General features: G+C 67.4%; 13 protein-coding genes and 1 tRNA gene. All 14 read left to right on the top strand.

Translation table 11 applies throughout. The features are described from left to right. Positions 1-127, top strand: a 127-nt coding sequence (locus E4F25_RS11405; protein WP_455423388.1) for an EF-Tu C-terminal domain-related protein, incomplete at its 5' end; no start/stop codon positions are given. An 80-nt stretch (positions 128-207) separates the two neighbouring features. Beyond that, positions 208-283, top strand: a tRNA-Trp gene (locus E4F25_RS11400). Positions 284-325: 42 nt separating this feature from the next. Then, the gene (secE, locus tag E4F25_RS11395) at positions 326-712 is read left to right on the top strand and encodes a preprotein translocase subunit SecE (RefSeq protein ID WP_140910446.1); all 387 of its coding nucleotides are present in this window, start codon (positions 326-328) and stop codon (positions 710-712) included. 17 nt (positions 713-729) lie between these two features. Beyond that, positions 730-1,338 (top strand): transcription termination/antitermination protein NusG, encoded by a 609-nt coding sequence (nusG, locus tag E4F25_RS11390; protein ID WP_181168294.1) that lies wholly within the window; start codon positions 730-732, stop codon positions 1,336-1,338. Positions 1,339-1,404: 66 nt separating this feature from the next. Then, positions 1,405-1,833: a 50S ribosomal protein L11 gene (gene rplK / locus E4F25_RS11385; RefSeq protein WP_140910444.1), complete on the top strand. Its 429-nt coding sequence runs from the start codon at positions 1,405-1,407 to the stop codon at positions 1,831-1,833. A 4-nt stretch (positions 1,834-1,837) separates the two neighbouring features. Further along, positions 1,838-2,536, top strand: a complete 699-nt coding sequence (rplA, locus tag E4F25_RS11380; protein WP_181168293.1) for a 50S ribosomal protein L1 — start codon at positions 1,838-1,840, stop codon at positions 2,534-2,536. Between the two features lie 308 nt (positions 2,537-2,844). Next, the gene (gene rplJ / locus E4F25_RS11375) at positions 2,845-3,372 is read left to right on the top strand and encodes a 50S ribosomal protein L10 (protein ID WP_140910442.1); all 528 of its coding nucleotides are present in this window, start codon (positions 2,845-2,847) and stop codon (positions 3,370-3,372) included. A 38-nt stretch (positions 3,373-3,410) separates the two neighbouring features. Next, the gene (rplL, locus tag E4F25_RS11370; protein ID WP_140910441.1) at positions 3,411-3,782 is read left to right on the top strand and encodes a 50S ribosomal protein L7/L12; all 372 of its coding nucleotides are present in this window, start codon (positions 3,411-3,413) and stop codon (positions 3,780-3,782) included. Positions 3,783-4,011: 229 nt separating this feature from the next. After that, complete coding sequence (gene rpoB / locus E4F25_RS11365) at positions 4,012-8,205, top strand: DNA-directed RNA polymerase subunit beta (RefSeq protein ID WP_140910440.1); 4,194 nt, start codon at positions 4,012-4,014, stop codon at positions 8,203-8,205. Between the two features lie 50 nt (positions 8,206-8,255). After that, entirely contained in the window at positions 8,256-12,479 is a 4,224-nt protein-coding gene (gene rpoC / locus E4F25_RS11360; protein ID WP_246069926.1) for a DNA-directed RNA polymerase subunit beta', read from the top strand. A 266-nt stretch (positions 12,480-12,745) separates the two neighbouring features. Next, the gene (gene rpsL / locus E4F25_RS11355; protein WP_140910439.1) at positions 12,746-13,120 is read left to right on the top strand and encodes a 30S ribosomal protein S12; all 375 of its coding nucleotides are present in this window, start codon (positions 12,746-12,748) and stop codon (positions 13,118-13,120) included. A gap of 18 nt (positions 13,121-13,138) precedes the next feature. After that, a complete protein-coding gene (gene rpsG, locus E4F25_RS11350) occupies positions 13,139-13,606 on the top strand; it encodes a 30S ribosomal protein S7 (protein WP_140910438.1) in 468 nt (155 codons plus the stop codon). Positions 13,607-13,726: 120 nt separating this feature from the next. Further along, positions 13,727-15,817, top strand: a complete 2,091-nt coding sequence (gene fusA / locus E4F25_RS11345) for an elongation factor G (protein ID WP_140910437.1) — start codon at positions 13,727-13,729, stop codon at positions 15,815-15,817. Positions 15,818-15,836: 19 nt separating this feature from the next. Beyond that, on the top strand, positions 15,837-15,963 hold a 127-nt coding region (locus E4F25_RS11340; RefSeq protein ID WP_049472805.1), incomplete at its 3' end, for a GTP-binding protein.

The raw sequence follows: 15,963 nt of genomic DNA, 5'->3' as shown, positions 1-15,963 counted from the left end.
GGGCGACAACGTGAAGATGAAGGTCACGCTGATCAACCCGGTGGCGATGGACGAGGGCCTGCGCTTCGCGATCCGCGAGGGCGGCCGCACCGTCGGCGCCGGCGTGGTGGCCAAGATCATCAAGTAAGGCCTCGCGCAAGCACGTGGAAGGGCAAGGCGGCGGCAGCCGCCGTTGCCTTTTCCGGAAGACGGGAAAATTGAAGCCATACGCCAGTAGCTCAATTGGCAGAGCAGCGGTCTCCAAAACCGCAGGTTGGGGGTTCGAGTCCCTCCTGGCGTGCCACGCGATGCCCCCGGCGGGGCATCAGGACAGCGACGACGACACTTGAACAGCCGAATCGAACAACAAGCCAAGGGCGCGACCTCGGGCGCCGACCTCGCCAGGTACCTGCTGGCGATCGCGCTGGTGGCCGCGGGCGTGTTCGCCTTCTACTGGTTCGAGGGCCAGTGGCCCGGCGTCGCGCGGGTGCTGTCGGTCGCCGGCGGCGTGGTCGCCGGCGTGGTGGTGTTCCTGACCACCCGCAAGGGCGCGCAGGTCCGCGAGTTCCTCGCCGAGTCGCGGTTCGAGCTGCGCAAGGTGGTCTGGCCGAAGCGCCAGGAAGCCACCCGCACCACCTGGGTGGTGATCGCGGTGGTGGTGGCGATCAGCCTGCTGCTGGCGTTCTTCGACGTCATCGTGCAGGCCGCGGTCAAGTGGCTGCTGGCGGTATGACGGACGGAGATGGCGGCGTGACCGAAACGCAGGACAACAACACGGACGGCAAGGGCGGCAACGCCGGCAACATGCGCTGGTACGTCGTGCATGCCTATTCCGGCTTCGAGAAGTCGGTGGCGCAGGCGCTGCGCGACCGGATCAAGCGGATGGGCATGGAAGACCGCTTCGGCGACGTGCTGGTGCCGACCGAGGAAGTGGTGGAGATGCGCTCCGGCCAGAAGCGCCGTTCCGAGCGCAAGTTCTTCCCCGGCTACGTGCTGGTGCAGATCGCCACCCACGACGAGGGCGGCATCCCGCGCATCGACAACGAGAGCTGGCACCTGATCAAGGAGACCCCCAAGGTCATGGGCTTCATCGGTGGCACCGCCGACAAGCCGCTGCCGATCCGGGACGACGAGGCCGCCGCGATCCTCGACCGGGTCCAGGAGGGCGTCGAGAAGCCGCGCCCGAAGGTGCTGTTCGAGGCCGGCCAGATGGTCCGCGTCGTGGATGGTCCGTTCAATGACTTCAACGGCGTGGTCGAGGAAGTCAACTACGAAAAGAGCCGCCTGCGCGTGGCGGTGCTGATCTTCGGGCGCTCCACGCCCGTGGAACTCGAATTCGGCCAGGTCGAGAAGGCCTGACCTTCACAACGGAGGAGTCCCGCAGCCGCGAGGCGTGCAGACGCTTGAACTCCAGGAGCTAGAGCAATGGCAAAGAAAGTCGTCGGTTACATCAAGCTGCAGGTCAAGGCCGGCCAGGCCAACCCGTCGCCGCCCGTGGGCCCCGCCCTCGGCCAGCGCGGCCTGAACATCATGGAATTCTGCAAGGCGTTCAACGCCGCCACGCAGAAGATGGAGCCGGGCCTGCCGATCCCCGTGGTCATCACCGCGTACTCGGACCGCACCTTCACCTTCATCACCAAGACGCCGCCCGCGACGATCCTGCTGAAGAAGGCGTCCGGCGTGCAGTCCGGTTCCAAGCGCCCCAACACCGAGAAGGTGGGCAAGGTCACCCGCAAGCAGCTCGAGGAGATCGCCAAGGCGAAGGAACCCGACCTGACCGCGGCCGACCTGGACGCGGCGGTGCGCACGATCGCGGGCTCGGCCCGCTCCATGGGCCTGACGGTGGAGGGCTGATCCGATGACCACGATGACCAAGCGACTGAAGGCGCAGACCCAGATCGTCCCCGGCAAGGCCTACGCGATCGACGAGGCCCTGCAGATCGTCCGCGACAACGCCAAGGTGAAGTTCGTCGAGTCCGTGGACGTCGCCGTCCGCCTCGGCGTGGACGCCAAGAAGTCCGACCAGCAGGTGCGCGGCTCGACCGTGCTGCCCGCGGGTACCGGCAAGACCGTGCGCGTGGCGGTGTTCTGCCCGCCGGGCGCCAAGGCCGACGAGGCCCTGGCCGCCGGCGCCGACGCCGTCGGCATGGACGACCTGGCCGAGAAGATGCAGGGCGGCGACCTCAACTACGACGTCGTGATCGCGACCCCGGACGCGATGCGCGTGGTCGGCAAGCTGGGCCAGCTGCTCGGCCCGCGCGGCCTGATGCCGAACCCGAAGGTCGGCACCGTGTCGCCGAACCCGGCCGAGGCGGTGAAGAACGCCAAGGGCGGCCAGGTCCGCTACCGCACCGACAAGGCCGGCATCATCCACTGCACCATCGGCAAGGCGGACTTCGAGTCCGACAAGCTCAAGGAAAACCTGCAGGCGCTGCTCCAGGACCTGGTCAAGGCCAAGCCGGCGACCGCCAAGGGCCAGTACCTGCAGAAGATCTCGATCAGCTCCACGATGGGCCCCGGCGTCACCGTCGACCAGTCCACCCTGGCCCTGAAGTAACAAGGTTTTTTGTGGGAGCGGCGGAAGCCGCGACGGCGCGAAGCGCCGAATGAAATTTTGAGGGCGTCGCCAGTCGATCCACCGACCCGCGGCAGCCGTCAAAGACCGCAGGCGCGGTCAGCGCGCGAAGGCGACGGGCACGGAAGCTCGACCTGGCAGGGAATCGCCGCCTCCGCAAGCGGGTCCGCTTAATCCGGCCGCAAGGCCAAGCCTGCGCAGATGGTGCCCCCCTCTGGGAGTTTCTGGAGAGGCCACCACCCGGACCGCAAGCGGCGCGAGCCGCGCGCGGAGTTCAAACAGGAGGAGCAATGGCTCTCAATCTGACCCAGAAGCAGGAAGTCGTCGCGGAACTGGCAGAGGTCGCCGCCAAGGCCCACTCCCTGGTCGCAGCCGAGTACGCGGGCCTCACGGTCGAACAGATGACCGCGATGCGCAAGAAGGCCCGCGAGACCGGCGTGTACTTGCGAGTCGTCAAGAACACGCTGGCCTCTCGCGCGGTGGCGGGTACCGAATACGAGTGCGTCAAGGACGAACTCGTCGGTCCGCTGCTGTACGCGTTCTCGACCGAGGAGCCCGGCGCAGCCGGTCGCCTGATCAAGGAGTTCGCCAAGGGCAACGACAAGCTGAAGGCCCGCCTCGTGTCGGTCGAAGGCAAGCTGCTGCCCGCCGAGCACGTCGAGGTGCTGGCGTCGCTGCCGACCCGCGAACAGGCCCTGGCCATGCTGGCCCGCGTCCTGGCCGAACCGGCGGCGATGTTCGCCCGCGCGGTGAAGGCCGTGGCCGACAAGGAGGGTGGCGATGCAGCCCCCGCCGAGGCCGAAGCCGCGACTGCCTGATCCAACAACACCACAAACTTTCCAGAGGTAAATCGAAAATGTCCCTGTCCAACGAGCAGATCGTCGACGCCATCGCCGCCAAGTCGCTGATGGAAGTGATGGAGCTGGTGAAGGCGATCGAAGAGAAGTTCGGCGTCTCCGCCGCCGCCCCCGTGATGGCCGCCGGTCCGGCCGCCGCCGCGGGCCCGGCCGCCGAGGAGCAGACCGAGTTCAACGTCATCCTGAAGTCGCCCGGCGACAAGAAGGTCGAGGTGATCAAGGCCGTCCGCGCCATCACCGGCCTGGGCCTGAAGGAAGCCAAGGACCTCACCGAGGCCGGCGGCACCGTGAAGGAAGGCGTGTCGAAGGAAGACGCCGAGAAGATGAAGAAGGACCTCGAGGCCGCCGGCGCGACCGTCGAGGTGAAGTAAGCGGTACTTGCGTCGCCGCTGACATGGCGATGCAACGAAGGCTGGGGGCGAGAGCCCCCGGCCTTTGGCCGTTGCAGGAGGCAGCAGCCTCCGGCGGCGGCAGGCAACACAACGAAGCGAGTCTTCAGTCGGAAGTAGCGGGAGAGGGCGTGCTGGTGCCGGCAATACCAGCGACTCCCGACTGGCGGTTCGGAGATCCCCGGAAAGTTTCCAGCGAGGCGGCAACCCAATGACCACGGCTTCCACTCCCAAGTCGACCAACAAGGCACGGAACGGCTATTCGTTCACCGAGAAGAAGCGCATCCGCAAGGACTTCGGCAAGAGCCGGTCCATCCTGGAAGTGCCCTTCCTGCTGGCGATCCAGGTCGATTCCTACCGTGAATTCCTGCAGCAGGACGTCGAGCCCGCCCAGCGCGCCGACAAGGGCCTGCACGCCGCGCTGAAGTCGGTGTTCCCGATCGTCAGCTACAACGGCTACGCCGCGCTGGAGTACGTCGGTTACAAGCTTGGGGAGCCGGTGTTCGACGAGCGCGAGTGCCGCAACCGCGGCCTCAGCTACGGCGCGCCGCTGCGCGTGACCGTGCGCCTGGTGATCTACGACCGCGAGTCGTCGAGCAAGGCGATCAAGTACGTGAAGGAGCAGGAGGTCTACATGGGCGAGATCCCGCTCATGACCGAGAACGGCACCTTCATCGTCAACGGCACCGAGCGCGTCATCGTCTCGCAGCTGCACCGCTCGCCGGGCGTGTTCTTCGACCACGACCGCGGCAAGACCCACTCCTCGGGCAAGCTGCTGTACAGCGCCCGCATCATCCCCTATCGCGGCTCCTGGCTGGACTTCGAGTTCGACCCGAAGGACGCGCTGTTCACCCGCATCGACCGCCGCCGCAAGCTGCCGGTCAGCGTGCTGCTGCGCGCGCTGGGCTACTCCAACGAGGAGATGCTCAACGAGTTCTTCGAGATCAACACCTTCCACATCGACCCCAAGGAAGGCGTGCAGCTCGAGCTGGTCGCCGAGCGCCTGCGCGGCGAGACCCTGAACTTCGACCTGGCCGACGGCGACAAGGTCATCGTCGAGGCCGGCAAGCGCATCACCGCGCGCCACATCAAGCAGCTGGAGCAGGCCGGGGTCGAGGCGCTGGCGGTGCCGGACGAGTACCTGACCGGCCGCATCCTGTCGCACGACGTGGTCGACCCGGAGACCGGCGAGCTGCTGGCCGCCGCCAACGACGAGATCACCGACGAGCACCTGGCCGCGTTCCGCAAGGCCGGGATCGACGCCGTGGGCACGATCTGGGTCAACGACCTGGACCGCGGCCCGTACCTGTCCAACACCCTGCGCATCGACTCGACCAAGACCCAGCTCGAGGCGCTGGTCGAGATCTACCGCATGATGCGCCCGGGCGAGCCGCCGACCAAGGACGCCGCCCAGAACCTGTTCCACAACCTGTTCTTCACCTTCGAGCGCTACGACCTGTCGGCCGTGGGCCGGATGAAGTTCAACCGCCGCATCGGCCGCAAGGAAACCACCGGCGCGTCGGTGCTTTACGACGCCAAGTACTTCGCCGAGCGCAAGGACGAGGAGTCCGCGCGCCTGCGCGAGGAGCTCGGCGACGGTTCCGACATCCTCGACGTGATCAAGGTGCTGACCGAGATCCGCAACGGCCGCGGCACCGTGGACGACATCGACCACCTCGGCAACCGCCGCGTGCGTTCGGTCGGCGAGATGGCCGAGAACGTGTTCCGCGTCGGCCTGGTCCGCGTGGAGCGCGCCGTGCGCGAGCGCCTGACCATGGCCGAGGCCGACGGCCTGACCCCGCAGGAACTGATCAACGCCAAGCCGGTCGCGGCGGCGGTGAAGGAGTTCTTCGGTTCGTCGCAGCTGTCGCAGTTCATGGACCAGAACAACCCGCTGTCCGAGGTCACCCACAAGCGCCGCGTGTCGGCACTGGGCCCGGGCGGCCTGACCCGCGAGCGCGCCGGCTTCGAGGTGCGCGACGTGCATCCGACCCATTACGGCCGCGTCTGCACCATCGAGACCCCGGAAGGCCCGAACATCGGCCTGATCAACTCGCTGGCGGTGTTCGCCCGCACCAACCAGTACGGCTTCCTCGAGACGCCGTACCGCAAGGTCGTGGACGGCAAGGTCACCGACGAGGTCGAGTTCCTGTCGGCGATCGAGGAGAACGAGTACGTCATCGCCCAGGCCAACGCGCCGCAGGACGAGAAGGGCCGCCTCACCTCGCAGTTCGTCGCCTGCCGCTACCAGGGCGAGAACCTGCTCAAGCCGCCGGCCGAGATCCACTACATGGACGTCTCGCCGATGCAGACCGTGTCGGTGGCCGCGGCGCTGGTGCCGTTCCTCGAGCACGACGACGCCAACCGCGCGCTGATGGGCGCCAACATGCAGCGCCAGGCGGTGCCGACGCTGCGCGCCGAGAAGCCGCTGGTCGGCACCGGCATCGAGCGCGCCGTGGCGCGCGACTCGGGCGTCACCGTCAACGCGCGCCGCGGCGGCGTGGTCGAGCAGGTGGACGCGGGCCGCATCGTGGTCAAGGCCAACGAAGGCGAGATCGCGGGCGAGCACGATGCCGGCGTCGACATCTACAGCCTGATCAAGTACACCCGCTCCAACCAGAACACCTGCATCAACCAGCGCCCGCTGGTCGCGGTGGGCGACCGCATCGAGCGCGGCGACGTGCTGGCCGACGGCCCCTCGACCGACATCGGCGAGCTCGCCCTGGGCCAGAACATGCTGGTCGCGTTCATGCCCTGGAACGGCTACAACTTCGAGGACTCGATCCTGCTCTCCGAGCGCGTGGTCGAGCAGGATCGCTACACCACGATCCACATCGAGGAGCTGACCGTCCAGGCCCGCGACACCAAGCTGGGCCCGGAGGAGATCTCCGCCGACATCCCGAACGTCTCCGAGCAGGCGCTCAACCGCCTCGACGAGTCGGGCGTGGTGTACATCGGCGCCGAGGTCCGCGCCGGCGACATCCTGGTCGGCAAGGTCACGCCCAAGGGCGAGTCGCAGCTGACCCCCGAGGAGAAGCTGCTGCGCGCGATCTTCGGCGAGAAGGCTTCGGACGTGAAGGACAGCTCGCTGCGCGTGCCCCCGGGCATGGACGGCGTGGTCATCGACGTCCAGGTGTTCACCCGCGACGGCATCGAGAAGGACAAGCGCGCGCGCCAGATCGAGGAATCCGAGATCAAGCGCGTCAAGAAGGACTTCGACGACCAGTTCCGCATCCTCGAGGGCGCGATCTACGCGCGCCTGCGCGAGCAGCTGCTGGGCAAGGTCGCCAACGGCGGCCCGGGCGTGAAGAAGGGCGACACCGTGTCCTCGCTGGTGCTCGACGGGCTGAAGAAGTCCGACTGGCTGCAGCTGCGGATGAAGGACGACGACGCCGCCGACGCGGTGGAGCGCGCGCAGAAGCAGATCGAGGCGCACAAGGCCGAGTTCGAGAAGCGCTTCGCCGACAAGCGCGCCAAGATCACCCAGGGCGACGACCTCGCCCCGGGCGTGCTGAAGATGGTCAAGGTCTACCTGGCGGTGAAGCGCCGCATCCAGCCGGGCGACAAGATGGCCGGCCGCCACGGCAACAAGGGCGTGGTGTCCACCATCGTGCCGGTCGAGGACATGCCCTACATGGCCGACGGCCAGACCGTGGACATCGTGCTCAACCCGCTGGGCGTGCCGAGCCGCATGAACATCGGCCAGATCCTCGAGACCCACCTGGGCTGGGCCGCCAAGGGCCTGGGCGAGAAGATCGACCGCATGCTGCAGGCCCAGGCCAAGGTCGCCGACCTGCGCAAGTTCCTGGACGAGATCTACAACCACGACAAGGCCAGCGGCGAGCTGCGCGTGGACCTGAAGCAGTTCAGCGACGAGGAGCTGCTGGGCATGGCCCGCAACCTCGTCGGCGGCGTGCCGATGGCCACCCCGGTGTTCGACGGTGCCGCCGAGTCCGAGATCAAGCGCATGCTGGAGCTGGCGGACCTGCCGCAGAGCGGCCAGACCACGCTGTTCGACGGCCGCACCGGCGAGGCGTTCGAGCGCCAGGTCACGGTCGGCTACATGCACATGCTGAAGCTGAACCACCTGGTCGACGACAAGATGCACGCGCGTTCGACCGGTCCGTACTCGCTCGTCACCCAGCAGCCGCTGGGCGGCAAGGCGCAGTTCGGCGGCCAGCGCTTCGGCGAAATGGAAGTCTGGGCGCTGGAAGCCTACGGCGCGGCCTACACCCTGCAGGAAATGCTGACGGTGAAGTCCGACGACGTGCAGGGCCGCAACCAGATGTACAAGAACATCGTCGATGGCGAGCACGAGATGGTCGCCGGCATGCCGGAGTCCTTCAACGTCCTGGTGAAGGAAATCCGCTCGCTGGCCATCAACATGGAGCTGGAGGAGCACTGATCCGCGGGTAGCCGCGAACACCCAGTGCCCCTCTACCGGAGAACATCCAAATGAAAGACCTGCTCAACCTCTTCAACCAGCAGCGCCCCACGCTCGACTTCGACGCGATCAAGATCGCGCTGGCGTCGCCGGACCTGATCCGCTCGTGGTCGTTCGGCGAGGTGAAGAAGCCCGAGACCATCAACTACCGCACCTTCAAGCCCGAGCGCGACGGCCTGTTCTGCGCCGCCATCTTCGGCCCGATCAAGGACTACGAGTGCCTGTGCGGCAAGTACAAGCGCATGAAGCACCGCGGCGTGGTCTGCGAGAAGTGCGGCACCGAGGTCACCCTGGCCAAGGTGCGCCGCGAGCGCATGGGCCACATCGACCTGGCCTCGCCGGTCGCGCACATCTGGTTCCTGAAGTCGCTGCCGTCCCGCATCGGCCTGATGCTGGACATGACCCTGCGCGACATCGAGCGGATCCTGTACTTCGAGGCCTACGTGGTCACGGAGCCGGGCCTGACCCCGATGGAGCGCGGCCAGCTGCTCAACGAAGAGCAGTTCATGCAGATGCGCCAGGAGCACGGCGACGACTTCGACGCCGCAATGGGCGCCGAGGCGGTGTTCGAGCTGCTGCGCACGATCGACCTGCAGGCCGAGATGGTCAAGCTCAAGGAAGAGATCGCCGCGACCGGCTCGGAGACCAAGCTCAAGCGCCTGACCAAGCGCATCAAGCTGGTCGAGGCCTTCCTCGAGTCGGGCAACCGCCCCGAGTGGATGGTCATGACCGTGCTGCCGGTGCTGCCGCCGGACCTGCGCCCGCTGGTGCCGCTGGACGGCGGCCGCTTCGCGACCTCCGACCTGAACGACCTGTACCGCCGCGTCATCAACCGCAACAACCGCCTGCGCCGCCTGCTCGAGCTCAACGCGCCGGACATCATCGTGCGCAACGAGAAGCGCATGCTGCAGGAGTCGGTGGACGCGCTGATGGACAACGGCCGCCGCGGCCGCGCCATCACCGGCACGAACAAGCGGCCTTTGAAGTCGCTGGCCGACATGATCAAGGGCAAGCAGGGCCGCTTCCGCCAGAACCTGCTCGGCAAGCGCGTGGACTACTCCGGCCGTTCGGTCATCGTGGTCGGCCCGTACCTCAAGCTGCACCAGTGCGGCCTGCCGAAGAAGATGGCGCTGGAGCTGTTCAAGCCCTTCATCTTCGCCAAGCTGCAGCGCCGCGGCCTGGCCACCACGATCAAGGCCGCCAAGAAGCTGGTCGAGCGTGAAGAGGCCGAGGTCTGGGACATCCTCGAGGAGGTCATCCGCGAGCACCCGGTGCTGCTGAACCGTGCGCCGACCCTGCATCGCCTGGGCATCCAGGCGTTCGAGCCGGTGCTGATCGAGGGCAAGGCGATCCAGCTGCACCCGCTGGTCTGCACCGCGTTCAACGCCGACTTCGACGGCGACCAGATGGCCGTGCACGTGCCGCTGAGCCTCGAGGCCCAGCTGGAGGCGCGCGCGCTGATGATGGCGTCGAACAACATCCTGTCGCCGGCCAACGGCGAGCCGATCATCGTGCCGTCGCAGGACGTCGTGCTCGGCCTGTACTACATGACCCGCGCGCTGGAGAACACCCCGGGCGAGGGCATGGTGTTCGCCAACATCGCCGAGGTGAAGCGCGCCTACGACAACCGCGTCGCCGGCCTGCACGCCAAGGTCAAGGTGCGCATCACCGAGACCGTGGTCGCCGAGGACGGCAGCCGCGAGAAGAAGACCTCGATCGTGGACACCACGGTCGGGCGCGCGCTGCTGGCCGAGATCCTGCCGGAGGGCCTGCCGTTCGCGCTGGCCAACACCGAGCTGACCAAGAAGAACATCAGCCGCCTGATCAACTCCTGCTACCGCCGCCTCGGCCTCAAGGACACGGTCGTGTTCGCCGACAAGCTGATGTACACCGGCTTCGCCTACGCCACCCGCGCGGGCGTGTCGATCGGCATCGACGACATGATCATCCCGGACGAGAAGAAGGGCATCCTCGACGAGGCCGAGACCGAAGTGCTGGAGATCCAGCAGCAGTACCAGTCGGGCCTGGTCACCGCGGGCGAGCGCTACAACAAGGTGGTGGACATCTGGTCGCGCACCAACGAGCGCGTGGCCAAGGCGATGATGGAGGCGATCGGCACCGAGACCGTGACCAACGCCAAGGGCGAGCAGGTCCAGCAGAAGTCGATGAACTCGGTCTACATCATGGCCGACTCCGGCGCGCGTGGCTCGCAGGCGCAGATCCGCCAGCTGGCGGGCATGCGCGGCCTGATGGCCAAGCCGGACGGCTCGATCATCGAGACCCCGATCACCTCGAACTTCCGCGAGGGCCTGAACGTCCAGCAGTACTTCATCTCGACCCACGGCGCGCGCAAGGGCCTCGCCGATACCGCGCTGAAGACCGCGAACTCCGGCTACCTGACCCGCCGCCTGGTGGACGTGGCCCAGGACGTGGTCATCACCGAGCAGGACTGCGGCACCCACGACGGCCTGACCATGACCCCGATCGTGGAAGGCGGCGACGTGGTCGAGCCGCTGAAGGACCGCGTGCTCGGCCGCATGGTCGCCGAGGACGTGTTCCTGCCCGGCGACGACGCCGACCCGATCGTCACCCGCAACACCCTGCTCGACGAGAACTGGGTGGCCAGGCTCGAGGACGCGGGCGTGCAGTCGATCAAGGTCCGCTCGACGATCACCTGCGAAAGCGCCTTCGGCGTGTGCGCGCACTGCTACGGCCGCGACCTGGGCCGCGGCCACATCGTCAACCTCGGCGAGGCCGTGGGCGTGGTCGCCGCGCAGTCGATCGGCGAGCCCGGCACCCAGCTGACGATGCGGACGTTCCACATCGGCGGCGCGGCGTCGCGCGCGGCGGCGATCGACAACGTCACCGTCAAGACCACGGGCTCGATCAAGTTCAACAACCTGAAGTCGGTCGCGCACGGCGAGGGCAACCTGGTCGCGGTGTCGCGCTCGGGCGAGCTGTCGGTGCTCGACACCCACGGCCGCGAGCGCGAGCGCTACAAGCTGCCGTACGGCGCCACCATCACGGTCAAGGACGGCGACGCGATCAAGGCCGGCCAGACCGTGGCCCACTGGGACCCGCACAACCACCCGATCGTCTCGGAAGTGGCGGGCTTCGTGCGCTTCGTGGACTTCATCGACGGCGTCACCGTCATCGAGAAGACCGACGACCTGACCGGCCTGGCCTCGCGCGAGATCACCGATCCCAAGCGCCGCGGCTCGCAGGGCAAGGACCTGCGCCCGCTGGTCCGGATCGTGGACAAGAAGGGCGAGGACCTGAACATCCCGGGCACCGACCTGCCGGCGCAGTACCTGCTGCCGCCGCGCTCGATCGTCAACCTGCAGGACGGCGCCGCCGTCGGCGTGGGCGACGTGGTCGCCAAGATCCCGCAGGAAGCCTCCAAGACCCGCGACATCACCGGCGGCCTGCCGCGCGTGGCCGATCTGTTCGAGGCGCGCAAGCCGAAGGACCCGGCGGTGCTGGCCGAGGTCTCCGGCATCGTCTCGTTCGGCAAGGACACCAAGGGCAAGCAGCGCCTGATCATCCGCGACGCGGACGGCAACGAGCACGAGGAGCTGATCCCGAAGTACCGCCAGATCATCGTGTTCGAGGGCGAGCACGTGGAGAAGGGCGAGACCGTGGTGGACGGCGAGCCGACCCCGCAGGACATCCTGCGCCTGCTCGGCGTCGAGCCGCTGGCGGCCTACCTGGTCAAGGAGATCCAGGACGTCTACCGCCTGCAGGGCGTCAAGATCAACGACAAGCACATCGAGGTGATCGTCCGCCAGATGCTGCGCAAGGTCGAGATCACCGACGCCGGCGACAGCCGCTTCCTGCAGGGCGAGCAGGCCGAGCGCCAGCGCGTGATCGAGGAGAACGCCAGGCTGGAAGCCCGCAACGAGCTCCCGGCCAAGTTCGCCCCGGTGCTGCTGGGCATCACCAAGGCCTCGCTGGCGACCGAGTCGTTCATCTCCGCGGCTTCGTTCCAGGAGACCACCCGCGTACTCACCGAGGCGGCCGTCCGCGGCACCCGCGACAACCTGCGGGGCCTCAAGGAGAACGTGATCGTCGGCCGGCTGATCCCGGCCGGCACCGGCCTGGCCTACCACACCCAGCGGCGCAAGAACGCCGCCGGGCTGACCGAGTCGGAGATGGAGGCCCTGTCGGGCGCGGTGACCGCCGAGGCGGAGACCGTGGACGGCGAGGGGGCTGGCGGCGAGGCCGACGCCGGCTGATAATGTGCAAGTCGGCGGCCCGGCCATCCGGGTCGCCACCAGACCACGAAATGAGGCGCAGGGAGCGCCTCGTCTTCGGCCCAGGAAGGGCGGGATGATTGGGAATCCGGGCACGGCCGATGCCGCCGCCCCGGGGATTCCGGTATGGCTTGCGTTGACCATGGGGTCCAGCGCGGGCTATACTTTTTCGTCTAAGCAGGCCGGTTTGCGGCCTGCTTTGTTTTCCTACAGCGGGTGCGCCCGCCCCATCGAGCTTCGAGCAACGAATGGCAACGATCAACCAGCTGGTGCGCAAGCCGCGCAGCCCGGAAACCTACAAGAGCAACTCCCCGGCGCTGGCGAACTGCCCGCAGCGCCGCGGCGTCTGCACGCGCGTCTACACCACCACCCCGAAGAAGCCGAACTCGGCGCTCCGGAAGGTCGCCAAGGTGCGCCTGACCAACGGCTACGAGGTCATCTCGTACATCGGCGGCGAAGGCCACAACCTGCAGGAGCACTCGGTGGTCCTGATCCGCGGCGGCCGCGTCAAGGACCTGCCGGGCGTGCGCTACCACACCGTGCGCGGCTCGCTCGACGCCGCCGGCGTCGCCAAGCGCCGCCAGGCCCGTTCCAAGTACGGCGCCAAGCGCCCGAAGTCCTGATCGTAGGAAGCATCGAACATGTCCCGTAAAGGCAACACCCCGCAGCGCTCGGTCCTGCCCGATCCCAAGCACGGCAGCGAGACCATCGCGCGCTTCATCAACATGGTCATGTACAGCGGCAAGAAGTCGGTCGCCGAGAAGATCGTCTACGGCGCGATGGACGTGATCGGGGAAAAGAACCCGAACCCCATCGAGGTCGTCGAGAAGGCGCTGGGCAACATCTCGCCGTCGGTCGAGGTGAAGTCCCGCCGCGTCGGCGGCGCCACCTACCAGGTGCCGGTCGAGGTGCGCCAGTCGCGCCGCCTGGCCCTGGCCATGCGCTGGCTGATCGACGCCGCCCGCAAGCGCGGCGAGAACTCGATGCCGCGCAAGCTCGCCGGCGAGCTGCTCGACGCCGCCGAGAACCGCGGCGGCGCGATCAAGAAGCGCGAGGAAACCCACCGCATGGCGGAAGCCAACAAGGCGTTCGCGCACTACCGCTGGTGACCGGCGGGTTGCCGGTCCCCGCGGGGACCGGCGCCGGCCCGCGGCGCACGCGCCGCAAGCCCTGAGCCAGGCCGCCGCAAGGGCGGCCTCGCCAATTCACTACCAAGAAGAGATACAGCCGTGGCCCGCACCACTCCCATCGAGCGTTACCGCAACTTCGGCATCATGGCCCACATCGATGCCGGCAAGACCACCACGTCCGAGCGCATCCTGTTCTACACCGGCGTCAGCCACAAGCTGGGCGAGGTGCACGACGGCGCCGCGACCATGGACTGGATGGAGCAGGAGCAGGAGCGCGGCATCACCATCCAGTCGGCGGCGACCACCGCCTTCTGGAGCGGCATGGACAAGTCCATGCCCCAGCACCGCTTCAACATCATCGACACCCCCGGGCACGTCGACTTCACCATCGAGGTCGAGCGTTCGCTGCGCGTGCTCGACGGCGCGGTGTTCGTGCTGTGCGCCGTCGGCGGCGTGCAGCCGCAGTCCGAGACCGTGTGGCGCCAGGCCAACAAGTACCACGTGCCGCGGCTCGCGTTCGTCAACAAGATGGACCGCACCGGCGCCAACTTCGACAAGGTCGTGGGCCAGCTGAAGTCGCGCCTGGGCGCCTACCCGGTGCCGATGCAGGTGCCGGTCGGCGCCGAGGACAACTTCGACGGCGTCATCGACCTGCTGAAGATGAAGCGCATCCACTGGGATACCGCCAGCCAGGGCACCGTGTTCGAGTACGGCGAGATCCCGGCCGAGCTGCAGGACAAGGCCAGGGAAGCGCGCGCGTTCATGATCGAGGCCGCGGCCGAGGCCAACGAGGCGCTGATGGACAAGTACCTCGAGGGCGGCGAGCTCAGCGAGGACGAGATCATCGCCGGCCTGCGAGAGCGCACCCTGAAGACCGAGATCGTGCCGGTGTTCTGCGGCACCGCGTTCAAGAACAAGGGCGTGCAGGCCATGCTCGACGGCGTCATCCAGCTGCTGCCGTCGCCGGTCGACGTGCCGCCGGTGCAGGGGATCGACGAGAACGAGCAGGTCGCCACCCGCGAGTCGTCCGACAAGGCGCCGTTCTCGGCGCTGGCGTTCAAGATCATGACCGACCCGTTCGTCGGTTCGCTGACCTTCTTCCGCGTGTACTCGGGCGTCCTCAACGCCGGCGACCAGGTCTACAACCCGGTCAAGTCGAAGAAGGAGCGCATCGGCCGCCTGCTGCAGATGCACTCCAACGAGCGCAGCGAGATCAAGGAAGTTCGCGCTGGCGACATCGCCGCGGCGGTGGGCCTGAAGGACGTCACCACCGGCGACACCCTGTGCGCGACCGACAACGTCATCACCCTGGAGCGGATGGTGTTCCCCGAGCCGGTGATCTCGATGGCGGTGGAGCCGAAGACCAAGTCCGACCAGGAGAAGATGGGCCTGGCGCTGGGCCGCCTGGCGCAGGAGGACCCGTCGTTCCGCGTCAAGACCGACGAGGAATCCGGCCAGACCATCATCTCCGGCATGGGCGAGCTGCACCTGGACATCATCGTCGACCGCCTGAAGCGCGAGTTCAACGTCGAGGCCAACGTCGGCAAGCCGCAGGTCGCCTACCGCGAGACCATCCGCAAGGCGGTCAAGTCGGAAGGCAAGTTCGTGCGCCAGTCGGGCGGCAAGGGCCAGTTCGGCCACGTCTGGCTCGAGATCTCGCCGAACGAGGAAGGCAAGGGCTACGAGTTCGAGAACGCGATCGTCGGCGGCGTGGTGCCGAAGGAGTACATCCCCGCGGTCGACAAGGGCATCCAGGAGGCGATCGCCAACGGCATCCTCGCCGGCTACCCGATCGTGGACGTCAAGGTGCGCCTGGTGGACGGTTCGTACCACGAGGTCGACTCGTCGGAAATGGCGTTCAAGATCGCGGGCTCGATGGGCTTCAAGGAAGGCTTCGGCAAGGCGTCGCCGGTGCTGCTCGAGCCGATCATGAAGGTCGAGATCGTCACCCCCGAGGAGTACCTCGGCGACGTGATGGGCGACGTCAGCCGCCGCCGCGGCATCCTGCAGGGCCAGGACGACAGCCCGTCGGGCAAGATCATCAACGCGATGATCCCGCTGGGCGAGATGTTCGGCTACGCGACCAGCCTGCGCTCGATGTCGCAGGGTCGCGCGACCTTCACGATGGAATTCGACCACTACGCGGAAGCGCCGGCGAACATCGCCGAGTCCGTGATCAAGAAGAACTGAGAATCGGGAGACACTAGAGATGGCAAAGGGTAAGTTCGAGCGCACCAAGCCCCACGTGAACGTGGGCACGATCGGTCACGTTGACCACGGCAAGACGACGCTGACGGCGGCGCTGACGAAGATCGGCGCGGAGCGTTTCGGCGGCG

It is taken from the genome of Cognatiluteimonas lumbrici, from assembly GCF_006476065.1.
Taxonomy (GTDB): Bacteria; Pseudomonadota; Gammaproteobacteria; order Xanthomonadales; family Xanthomonadaceae; genus Cognatiluteimonas; species Cognatiluteimonas lumbrici.
Note: the sequence above shows the minus strand (reverse complement) of the source record. Positions and strands in the feature narration are given on the sequence as shown.

Coding starts and splice junctions, on each gene's coding strand:
- rpsL (WP_140910439.1), top strand. CDS start 12,746: ATGGCAACGATCAACCAGCTGGTGCGCAAGCCGCGCAGCCCGGAAACC.
- rpsG (WP_140910438.1), top strand. CDS start 13,139: ATGTCCCGTAAAGGCAACACCCCGCAGCGCTCGGTCCTGCCCGATCCC.
- rplK (WP_140910444.1), top strand. CDS start 1,405: ATGGCAAAGAAAGTCGTCGGTTACATCAAGCTGCAGGTCAAGGCCGGC.
- rplJ (WP_140910442.1), top strand. CDS start 2,845: ATGGCTCTCAATCTGACCCAGAAGCAGGAAGTCGTCGCGGAACTGGCA.
- rplA (WP_181168293.1), top strand. CDS start 1,838: ATGACCACGATGACCAAGCGACTGAAGGCGCAGACCCAGATCGTCCCC.
- rplL (WP_140910441.1), top strand. CDS start 3,411: ATGTCCCTGTCCAACGAGCAGATCGTCGACGCCATCGCCGCCAAGTCG.
- rpoB (WP_140910440.1), top strand. CDS start 4,012: ATGACCACGGCTTCCACTCCCAAGTCGACCAACAAGGCACGGAACGGC.
- rpoC (WP_246069926.1), top strand. CDS start 8,256: ATGAAAGACCTGCTCAACCTCTTCAACCAGCAGCGCCCCACGCTCGAC.